A 9,988-nucleotide genomic window follows, 5' to 3' on the forward strand; every position below is an offset into this window, starting at 1 on the left:
ATGTCTGGGTACTACGAGCTTCGGCATCGGGTGGGGTTCGAGGAGACGAACTTCGTCGGGAACGTGTATTACACGAACTACCTGCGTTGGCAGGGGCACTGCCGGGAGCGGTTCCTCACCGAGGAGGCACCCGATGTGCTGGCGGAGATCATGGACGACGACCTGAAGCTGTTCACGCTCAAGGCCGAGTGCGAGTTCTTCGCCGAGATCACCGCGTTCGACGAGTTGTCGGTGCGGATGCGTCTCGACGAGCTGACCCAGACCCAGATCCAGTTCACCTTCGACTACGTCCAGCTCAAGGACGGGCGGGAGAGCCTGGTGGCCAAGGGCAAGCAGCGGATCGCGTGCATGCGCGGCCCGAACAACGACACCGTCCCCACCCGGGTACCCGCCCAGCTACGCGAAGCACTGGCACCGTTCACCGCGGGCCGGGCCGCCGCGCCGACGGGGCAGGCGGCGGGGGGCTGACATGGCGAACGAACGCCACCTGTGGCCGTTGCCGTCCCCGGAACTGGCGGCGACGCCGTCGCCGAAGGGGCTGCGCGATGTCATGTCCAGCTTCGCGACGGGTGTCACCGTGCTCACCGCGGGTGGGGAGCACGGCCACGGGATGACCGCGAACGCCTTCAGCTCCGTGTCCCTGGACCCGCCGATGGTGTTGTGCTGCATCGCGCGTACGGCGCAGATGCACGAGGCCATCCTGCGGTCCCGGCACTTCGCCGTGAACGTGCTCAGCGCCGAGCAGGAGCCGGTGGCGCGCTACTTCGCCAGTCGCGGCCGGCCGCGCGGCCTGGCCCAGTTCGACGAGGTCGAGTGGTCCTCCGGGCCGCGCAGCGGTGCGCCGTTGCTGGCTGGTGCGCTCGCGTGGTTGGAGTGTGAGCTCGCCGAGGTCTATCACGGCGGTGACCACTCGATCTTCCTCGGCAGCGTGCTGGACGCCGCACGGCGCCCGGGTGAGGCGCTGCTCTTCTTCGGCGGCGGGTTCCACCAGGGGATGCCCACGCCACGCAGCGCCTGATCCGTACGGGAAGGGTTCGCCATGTTGGTGAGCGTCACCGGTGGTACCGGCTTCGTCGGTGCCCACTCGGTCGCAGCCATCCTCGAGGCGGGTCACCGGGTCCGGTTGCTCGTCCGCGATGAGTCCACTGTGGAGCGTGCGCTGGCGCCGCTCGGCGTCGATGCCGGTGCGGTGGATCTGGTCCGGGGCGACGTGCTGGCCCGGGCCGACGTGGACCGGCTGGTGCGCGGCGCCGACGCCGTGCTGCACGCGGCCTCGGTCTACTCCTTCGACAGCCGGCTGCACGGCGCGATGCGCCGCACCAACGTGGCGGGCACCGAGCTGGTCCTCGACGCCGCGCGCCGGGCCGGCGCCGGGCGGACCGTGTACGTCTCCACCTTCGGCGCGCTGTCTCCCACCCCGCGGCGGGTGATCGGCCCGGACTCGCCGGTCGGCCGCCCGCGCGAGGCATATCTGGCGAGCAAGGCCGCCGCCGAGACCGTCGCCCGCCGGCACCAGGAGCAAGGCGCGCCGGTCGCGATCACCTATCCGCCGGCCCTGCTCGGCCCGCACGACCCGAAGCTGGGGGACCAGACCACCCGGCTGCGCAACGCCTTGCGCGGGCTGATGCCGATCTGGCCGCTGGGCGGGCTGCCGATCGGCGACGTGCGTGACACGGCCGCGCTGCACGCGTCCCTGGTCGACGCGCGCTCACCCGCGCTGGAACCGGTGCGGGACCGCCATCTCTGCCCCGGCCACTACCTGACCACCCGGCAGTACGTACGCACGCTCCGCGAGATCACCGGCCGGGCGCTGCCGACGGTGTACCTGCCCGCCCGCGCCATGTTGCCGCTCGGCGCGCTGACCACGCTGCTGCAACGCGTGTGGCCGTGGCACATCCCCGCCGAGTACGGCGCGATCTACACCTGTGCCTGCGCCCTGCGCGCGGACGACCGGGCCACGAGCCCGGTGGTCGCCGCCCGGCCGGTGGTGGCGACCTTCGCCGACACCGTGGGCTGGCTGCACCGCGGCGGCCTGCTGTCCGACCGGGCCGCGGGCGCCGCGGTGGCCGCCCCGGCCGTGCTGACATCGTGAGGGAGGATGAAGGTCCGATGGACATCGACGCCGTGCCCAACCACGTCGCCTATCGCACGGCCATCGACAACGTGACGAGGCTCGTGGCCGACCACCCGGTCGCCGACGACCTGCCGATCCCGTCGTGTCCGGAGTGGACGGTTCGCGACCTCGTCGCGCACCTGGTGGGGATCTGCGCGCTCGCGATCGGGCGGACGTCGCAGTGGGCCGAGGTCGGGCGCTCGTCGGCGGCCATGGGCGTCGGCGGTCTGCTCGAGGAGTGGACCCGGATGGCCGGACGTGCGGAGAGCGCGCTCGCCGCCTGCGGCGGCCGCCGGGGCAGCATCATGGTGCTGGACGCCTTCACCCACGAGCTCGATCTCCGCTACGCCGCCGGTGCCCCGCTGCCGCCCGAGCACCCGGCGTTCTCCCGGGCGTTCGAGGTGCTGCTGAACGGGTTCTCCACCGAGGTCGCGGCGCACGACCTGCCCGCGGTGCTCATCGCCGTCGACGGCCGGCAGTGGAAGGCCGGAGTCGGCGAGCCGGCCGCGACCCTGTCCGGCGACCGCTACGACATCTACCGCTCGCTCGCCGGCCGGCGTACCCACGAGCAGATCACCCGGCTGCGGTGGAGCCGCGACTCGCATCGCTGGCTGCCGGCGTTCACGTGGGGCCCGTTCCACCCGCCCACGCAACCGGTGGAGAACCTCGTCACCGTCTCCTAGCCCGGAGCTCAGGCAGCCTTGTCGTCCGCCAGGCCGGGCGCGCCCGCGCGCGGGCCGACATACACGACGCCGAACGAGTCGTAGCAGTGGACGCGCAGCTTGAGCACGAGATCGTCGCGCAGCAGCACGAAGAACTCGCTGAGCTCCATGCCGTCCTCGACGACCCGGTGGTCACGCACCAGCGAGCGGTCGGTCATCGCGAAGAGCGCCGCGTAGACGGCGTCCTTCGCCGACTGGGACGCGCCTGGCGCCCAGCTCTCGAGAACGTCCATCCCGGTGTCCATCCGGAAGAGCTGCTGGCCGGCACGGCCGACCGATTCGGGCTGGCGGTTCATGGCGGACCTGCCTTCCCGCGCAACCGATCGGGTGAAAATGATGCATAACACTGTTGCGCTACCCATAAGTTAGCGCCGTTATATAACATTGTCAAGGTGCCGAGAAAAGCCGATCCGAACGTCCGGACGACCCTGATCGACGTCGCCGCCCGACTGCTTGCCGAGGAGGGGCCCAAGGCGCTTTCCACGAGACGGATCGCCGCGGAGGCGGAGACCTCCACAATGGCCGTCTACACCCATTTCGGCGGCATGAGCGGCCTGGTCCGCGAGATCGTCTACGAGGGATTCGCCCGGCTGCAGAACCATTTCAGCCGGGTCAAGGAGACCGACGACCCGGTGGCCGACCTGTGCGTGCACGGACGGGCGTACCGGGGCAACGCGCAGGCGAACTCACACCTGTACGCGGCGATGTTCGGCGGCGAGTCGCTGTCGGGGTTCGAGCTGACGGAGGACGACCGGCAGCACGGCAGGTACGTGCTGGCGAGCATCGTCGGCTGCGTGGACCGGTGCATCGAGACGGGGCGCTTCCGTGCCGGGGACGCGGGCATGGTCGCGCACCACATGTGGGTCGCCATGCACGGCCTCGTCAACCTGGAGCTGGGCGGCTACCTCATCGAGCCGTGGACCGCGGACGCGTGCTTCGAGACGCAGCTCGTCACGCTGGTGGTCGGCGCGGGGGACGGCCTCGACGCGGCCACCGCCTCGGTGGCCACGTCCGCCGACCGGTACGCCGTCGAGCTCGCCACGTGAGGGCGCCGCTTCGCCGGCTCAGCTCGCGATCGCGTTCCGGGTCCACGTGTTGATCACGAACCTCGGATCGTCGATGGCCGCGTCGCCGGTGAGGATCGCCTTGTGCAGCTCGCGCAGCAGCGGGGACGGGTCGACGCCCAGGTTGTCGCGGATCGTGGTGCCCATCTCGTGGTAGACCTCGAGCGCCTGGCCCGGCCGGCCGGAACGGCACAGCGCGAGCATGAACTGCGCCCAGAAGTTCTCCATGTACGGATGCCGGGCGCACAGCGCGGCCAGCTCGCCGAGCACCTCGTGGTGGCGGCCCAGAAAGAGGTCCGCGTCGATGCGCAGCGTGAGGTCGGTCAGCCGGCGCTCGGTGAGGTGCATCGTCTCGATCTCCAGCTGTGGCCCCTTCTCCACGTCGACGAGTACCGGTCCGCGCCACAGCGCGAGCGCGTCGGACAGCAACTGGTCGGCGCGCAGGTGGTCGCCGGCGGCACCCGCCGCCCTGCCGGCCGCGGCGAGCCGGCTGTAGCGGTGCGCGTCGACCACGTCGGGGTCGACGTCCAGCACGTACCCCGAATGCTTGGTGACGAGGATTTCCCTGGCCTCGTCCTTCCGTCCGGCCGGCAGCACGTGCCGGATCCGGTTGCGCAGGTGCAGCACGTACGTCTGCAGGGTGCTGATGGCGCTGCGCGGCGCGTTCTCCGCCCACAGCTCCTCGACGAGCGACGTGCTCGTCACCAGCTTGCCGACGTTCATGGCCAGCATGGCCAGGAGATGGCGCGGCTTGCTTGCGTTCGGCACCACCGACGTACCGTCGATCGACACCTCCAGTGCGCCGAGCACGTTGATTTCAGCTCGCATTTGGCAGCTCATTTCACCGGCCGTCATGTCTCTACACGAAGAGTACGAGCGTGCGAACGCGGCGAAATCTCCTGAAATGCGACCTACCGGGTTCGGCAAAACGCGAGTAGCTGCGATTTCCGGAACGGCGGTATCCGACGTGCCAACGAAGTCCGTGGCCGGCTACGCGGTGCGCGGCCGTCCGGTCTGCGCGTCCACGGTGTTGGCGCGCGGGCCGATCGCGACGATGTCGTAGACGTCGAGGCCGTTGATGCGGATCTTCATCACCAGGTCGTCCTTGACGAGTACGTACAGCTCGTTGGTCTGCTGGAAGTCGTCGATGACGCGGTAGGTGCGGAACAAAGACCCGTCCTGCATCGCGAACAGGGCCTTGTAGAGGGCGTTCTTCTTGGACTGGCTCGCGGCCTGCGCCCAGCGGTCGAGCACGTCGAGGCCGGACTGGAGGCGGAAGCGAGCGGTGCCGTTGACCTGTCGGGGTTCGTTCGTCATGACCGTGGCCTATCTCGAGGTTCCATAACGCTGTTGTGTAACTAAAGGTATCAACGTTATGGAACCCGGTCAAGGAGATGGCCGGGGGCGGCGTGCGTGACAGCAATATGAAAGAGCGGCCCCGTCCATGTGGACGGAGCCGCTCTCTCGTATCGGGTTGGTCAGGCTCCCGACAGGGTGGTTTGGTCAACCCCGCCGGGAACCCATGCCCTGGTGGTGGATGCCGCCGGCACGCGGTGGTCGAGCTGGGCGAGCAGCGCGGGCGGGTCGAAGATCCGCGGCGGCCGCAGCCACATGTCGAAGTCGCGCCCCGCGACGTCGTCGGCGGCGATCTCGACCGGACCGAACGCGGCCACGTACGGCTGCCGGCGCTCATCGCCGTCGTCCGCCGAGTCGTGCGTCTCGCCCACCGAGTGTGCGAGGACGTACCAGGTGCCCGCGGGCACGTCGGCGATCTCGAACGGGCCGATGCCGGCCCGGACGGCGTGGCGTACCGGGATGCCCTGCGCGATCCGGCCGGGGAACAACCCGACGACCACGTCGCCCGGCCGGCATCCCGGCGTCGACCAGAGGTGGCCTCGCAGCACTCCCGGGTATGCCGTGCCGGTCGGCTCCGGCGCGGTGAGCGGGGGGACGACCCCGGAGTACTGGCGGTACTCGCTGGGGGAGACCCCGACGCTGGCGCGGAACCGGGAGCTGAACGTGCCGATGCTGTTGTACCCCACCATGTGGCTGATGTCGGCGACGGCGACCGACGTGGTCAGCAGCAGGTGTTTCGCCTCCTGCAGGCGCAGCGCGGACAGGAAGCGGCCCGGCGAGATGCCGGTCACCCGCAGGAAGATGCGCGAGAAGTGGAACTTGCTGAACATGGCCGTGCGGGCCATGTCGTCCATCGTGATCTGCTCACCCAGATTCTCGCGCATCGCGCGAATAACGCGCTCGACCGCCGCCTCGATAACATCGTCCATAGCATGGCACCACTTACGTACGGGTTGTGAAAATGTGCGGGTCGAAGTAAAGGTAGGTTTGCGGTAAATCGGTGACAACGTCGCTCGTCGAGTGCTCAATTTGGTCACCACCTGGGGGAGAGCTGCGATTCAGCAGCGGTCAAGGTTGACTCAAGTACGAACGGAACGCGCAGGTCAGCACGGTCCTCGAGAGACAGCAACGGAGAAGATGCCGCCGTCGGTTGAATGCGCGAACAATTGGCGGTCGAAAGTTCGACCAGCCTCTTCGGCGATGCGTTTGGAGGCCCTGTGGCGACGCCGGAATTGGACGAAACGCAGACGATGACCCTCGAGGCATTCGCGGACACGATCGTCCCCGGTGCGAAGCGTTTCCCGGAGGACCGGGCGATCGCGGGCGTGGTCGACGACCCGGGCGCGGTCGAGGCCGGCGCGCTGGAGCTGCTCGCCGACCCCGCTACGGGTGTGGCGCTGGGTCTGGCGCCGCTGTCCGGGATGCTGAACCAGCACGCCACCAACTACGCCGAGCGTGCGGGGCTCACGCTGGACCCGGACGTGCCGGCGTTCGTCGCGCTCGACTACGACCAACGCGCCGCGCTGATCCTGGAGCTCGTCGCGTGGGGCAACCCGGAGCGGGACGGCTGGATCCTGCTCGCGATGTTCTCCAACATGGCCTACGACATCGCCCCGCACCGGCACACCGTCGAGGCGATGGAGGCCGGCCACCCCGGCCTGCTGGCCATGGGGATCACCAAGCCCGACGAGGACGGGCTGTGGCGGTTCCCGGACTTCGGCTACGGCCGGGAGCTCGCCAAACGCCACCCGAACACCACGGAATCCGGGAGCCCCGAGTGACTGCAACGGAGAAGACCGACGTCCTCATCGTCGGCAGCGGGTTCGGCGGTTCGATCACGGCCTACCACCTCGCGGCCGGTGGCGCCAAGGTCACCGTGCTCGAGCGCGGGCCATGGTTGTCCGGCAAGGATTTCGACCACGACTTCCTCCTGGGTTCCTCGTACACAAGGGTTTTCGACTTCGTCGCCGGCGACGGCATGAGCGTGCTCGGCGGCAACTGCGTCGGTGGCGGCTCTGTCGTCTACTTCGCCGCCCTGCCCCGCGCGCCGCGCTACATCTTCGAGCGCCAGGGCTCCATCGGCCGCCGCATGTGGCCGTCCGCGATCAACCGGGAGACCCTCGACCCCTGGTACGACAGGGTTTCGCAGGTCATCCCGGTCAGCCAGCAGGACTGGGGCGAGGTCACCTACGCCGGCGGTCTCTGGGGTGCCATCTGCGACCACAGTGGACATACCGCGAACCCGGTGCCGGTCGGCGTCGACAACGCCCGCTGCGTCAACTGCAACTGGATGATGGCCGGCTGCCGCTTCGACGCGAAGAAGTCGATGCTGACGAACTACCTGCCGGCCGCGCTGTCCCACGGGGCCGAGATCCGGCCGCTGCACGAGGTGCAGAAGATCTCCCGCACCGACGACGGCGGCTACCGCGTGCACTACAACAACATCGACGAGGTCGACTACCGGATCACCACCGGTTCCGGCGCGATCGATGCCAAGATCGTCATCCTCGCCGCGGGCGCGGGCGCGACACCGCCGATCCTGCAGCGTTCCGAGGAGACCCTCGGCGCGATGCCGCACGCCGTCGGCCGCTACTTCTCCGGCAACGGCGAGCGGCTGAACAACGCGGTCATCAACGACGAGCGCGTCGCCGAGGTGCTCGGCCTGCGCCGCCCCAACGGAAGCGCCTACGAGGCCAACCAGATCGGCAAGGGTCCGGTCGTGGCGTGCTGGGACTACATCGACGGCGCGCTGCCCGAGTACCACCGGTTCTCCATGGAGCAGCTGTACTTCCCGCCCGGCCTGGGCACGATCCTCGCCCAGGCGCCGGACGCGACCGGACCCACCTGGTTCGGCAAGGAGAAGAAGCAGCTCCTCAAGCAGTGGAAGTCGTGGCTCACGATCTTCCTCATGACCGAGGACGACAACGAGGGCGTGTTCGGCCCGCCACCGCCCACCGGCAACGCCGTGCGGATCTCCCAGCAGATGCTGGCGCGCGGCCCGCTGAGCTACGAACCGACGCCCAACACGTTGCGCGGCTGGGCCGAGGCCGACGCCAAGACCAAGGAGATCCTGGAGAAGGACGGCCTGGCGACGGTCATGCCGTGGACGAACGACGTCGTCGGCGCGTACACGGTGCACCCCCTTTCCTCGTGCCGGATCGGCGACGACCCGGCGACCTCGGCCTGCGACGACCGGCACGAGCTGCGCGGCCACCCGGGCATCTTCGTGACCGACGGCTCGTCGGTGCCCTGCGGGCTGACGGTCAACCCGGCGCTGACGATCGCGGCGCTCACCGAGCGCGCGATTCCCGGAATCGTTGCGGCGGCACGGGATCGAGGCGTCGACGTCGCCTACGGCGCGCCGCTGCCGGTCGCGGTCGCCACCAGCGTGGCGCAACCAGCCGCCTGATGGAGCATTGAGCGGTCGTCCGGTCTGTGTCACGCTGGATCGAGCGAGATCGTTGTAGAGCTGCCGAATGCTTTGGAGGGTCGGGGAATATGTCTTCGCTGGAGGTGCCGGGCCTGGATGTTTCCGGACGCGTGCGCGCCAGGGATATCCAGATGGCAGGTGTCGCCGATGTTCGCCGGCGGGTGCTGATGATCTCCGGAGCCATCGACGCGACGGACTACGACGTGTCGGTGGCGATTAATCTGCCCGAGCCGGGCCGGTGGCAGATCATCAAGTCGGAGACCAACCTGACCGACCAGATCTGGGTCGCCATGCAGGTCACCACCGACGAGGAGACGCATTTCGTCGACGGCGGCGAGGCGATGGTCATGTCCCGCCAGTTCCGGAAGACCTTCCTCACCCCCGACCAGCGCCGGCTCACGTTCTTCGACGGCGAGGTGCGGCCCGGCGAAGCGGTGCTGAAGGTGTTCGAGATCGAGACCGAGAGCCGGCGCCCCGCGTACGCGCACGCCCGCTACAGCCCGGTTTCCTCGGAGAACGCGGAGCAGTCCGAGGACGCGCTGCAGCGGATGGTCACCGACGGCATGCCGCAGCGGCCCGCCATCGAGGTGATCGTGCCGGTCACGGTCATCGGGTGACCCTCTTCCTGCCTCATCCGCGCCTGCTGGACTCGCCCCGCCACCGGGACTGGCCGCGGTATCCCGAGCCCGCCGTCCCCGCCCGTGCGGCCACGCCGCCGGAGCGCGCCGACGTGGTGATCGCGGGCGCCGGGCCCGCGGGCCTCGCGGTGGCGGCCGCGTTGTGGCACGTCGGGGTGCACGATGCCGTGCTGATCGACCGCGACGGCCGGCCGGCGGCGCGGTTCCTCGACCGGATCGACCGGCTCGACCAGCGCGTGCTGCGCTCGCCGTACGAACACCATCCCGGCGTGGAGGGCTACCGGGACTGCGAACTGCGCGACTTCGCGCGGATGCACTGGTCGCTGCTCACCTCGGTGGAGCGGCGCGAGATCCGGATGTCCCAGGCCGGGCATCGTTCCGTGGTGCCGGTCGACGTCTTCGAGGCGTACTGCCGGCACACCGCGACGCTCCACGGCGTGACCGAGCGGCTGTGGTCCGGCGAGGTCCTGGCGGTGGAGCCCCGCGACGACCGGGTTTCGGTGCAGGGCAACGGTTTCCACATCACGGCACGCCAGGTCGTGCTGTGCCTCGGCGAGGAGCGCCGGGACGCGCCGGCCGGCTGGTGGACCGGTTCGCGTCCGGCGCACGTCGGTTACTGGGACGAGCCGGTGCCGGCCGGTGCCGGCCGCGTCGTGGTCGTCGGC

General features: G+C 69.6%; 13 protein-coding genes. 9 read left to right on the top strand and 4 right to left on the bottom strand.

Features of this window, described 5'->3' with window-relative positions; genetic code table 11:
• The 4 genes from VH969_RS27685 to VH969_RS27700 all read left to right on the top strand — a co-directional run.
• Nucleotides 1-468: acyl-CoA thioesterase (locus VH969_RS27685; protein WP_331979452.1), on the top strand; the 468-nt coding region annotated here is incomplete at its 5' end.
• Between the two features lies 1 nt (nt 469).
• Nucleotides 470-1,018: a flavin reductase family protein gene (locus VH969_RS27690; protein WP_331979454.1), complete on the top strand. Its 549-nt coding sequence runs from the start codon at nt 470-472 to the stop codon at nt 1,016-1,018.
• Between the two features lie 21 nt (nt 1,019-1,039).
• A complete protein-coding gene (locus VH969_RS27695) occupies nt 1,040-2,092 on the top strand; it encodes an NAD-dependent epimerase/dehydratase family protein (protein ID WP_331979456.1) in 1,053 nt (350 codons plus the stop codon).
• A gap of 17 nt (nt 2,093-2,109) precedes the next feature.
• Nucleotides 2,110-2,796 (top strand): maleylpyruvate isomerase family mycothiol-dependent enzyme, encoded by a 687-nt coding sequence (locus VH969_RS27700; protein ID WP_331979458.1) that lies wholly within the window; start codon nt 2,110-2,112, stop codon nt 2,794-2,796.
• A gap of 8 nt (nt 2,797-2,804) precedes the next feature.
• Here VH969_RS27700 and VH969_RS27705 read toward each other — a convergent pair whose 3' ends face one another.
• Complete coding sequence (locus VH969_RS27705; RefSeq protein ID WP_331979460.1) at nt 2,805-3,131, bottom strand: DUF6235 family protein; 327 nt, start codon at nt 3,129-3,131, stop codon at nt 2,805-2,807.
• A 96-nt stretch (nt 3,132-3,227) separates the two neighbouring features.
• On the opposite strand from VH969_RS27705, the gene VH969_RS27710 reads away from it, so the two are divergent.
• Nucleotides 3,228-3,881, top strand: coding sequence for a TetR/AcrR family transcriptional regulator (locus VH969_RS27710; RefSeq protein WP_331979462.1), 654 nt, complete (start codon nt 3,228-3,230; stop codon nt 3,879-3,881).
• 18 nt (nt 3,882-3,899) lie between these two features.
• On the opposite strand, the gene VH969_RS27715 is transcribed toward VH969_RS27710, so the two are convergent.
• The 3 genes from VH969_RS27715 to VH969_RS27725 all read right to left on the bottom strand — a co-directional run bounded on the left by VH969_RS27715 (nt 3,900) and on the right by VH969_RS27725 (nt 6,184).
• Nucleotides 3,900-4,727: an AfsR/SARP family transcriptional regulator gene (locus VH969_RS27715; protein ID WP_331979464.1), complete on the bottom strand. Its 828-nt coding sequence runs from the start codon at nt 4,725-4,727 to the stop codon at nt 3,900-3,902.
• Between the two features lie 162 nt (nt 4,728-4,889).
• Nucleotides 4,890-5,216 (bottom strand): DUF6235 family protein, encoded by a 327-nt coding sequence (locus tag VH969_RS27720; RefSeq protein ID WP_331979466.1) that lies wholly within the window; start codon nt 5,214-5,216, stop codon nt 4,890-4,892.
• 161 nt (nt 5,217-5,377) lie between these two features.
• The gene (locus VH969_RS27725) at nt 5,378-6,184 is read right to left on the bottom strand and encodes a helix-turn-helix domain-containing protein (protein WP_331979468.1); all 807 of its coding nucleotides are present in this window, start codon (nt 6,182-6,184) and stop codon (nt 5,378-5,380) included.
• A gap of 321 nt (nt 6,185-6,505) precedes the next feature.
• Between VH969_RS27725 and VH969_RS27730 the strand changes: the two genes are divergently transcribed.
• From VH969_RS27730 to VH969_RS27745, 4 genes are all read left to right on the top strand, one after another.
• The gene (locus VH969_RS27730) at nt 6,506-7,036 is read left to right on the top strand and encodes a DUF5987 family protein (RefSeq protein ID WP_331979471.1); all 531 of its coding nucleotides are present in this window, start codon (nt 6,506-6,508) and stop codon (nt 7,034-7,036) included.
• Nucleotides 7,033-8,664 (top strand): FAD-dependent oxidoreductase, encoded by a 1,632-nt coding sequence (locus VH969_RS27735; RefSeq protein WP_331979473.1) that lies wholly within the window; start codon nt 7,033-7,035, stop codon nt 8,662-8,664. Before VH969_RS27730 ends, VH969_RS27735 begins: the two co-directional genes overlap by 4 nt.
• 152 nt (nt 8,665-8,816) lie before the next feature.
• Complete coding sequence (locus VH969_RS27740) at nt 8,817-9,302, top strand: DUF6423 family protein (protein WP_331979475.1); 486 nt, start codon at nt 8,817-8,819, stop codon at nt 9,300-9,302.
• Nucleotides 9,299-9,988 (top strand): FAD-dependent monooxygenase (locus VH969_RS27745; protein ID WP_331979477.1); only part of this gene is annotated, 690 nt, incomplete at its 3' end. The genes VH969_RS27740 and VH969_RS27745, both read left to right, overlap by 4 nt.

Source organism: Actinophytocola sp., from assembly GCF_036555685.1.
In the GTDB taxonomy this organism is placed as follows: domain Bacteria; phylum Actinomycetota; class Actinomycetes; order Mycobacteriales; family Pseudonocardiaceae; genus Actinophytocola.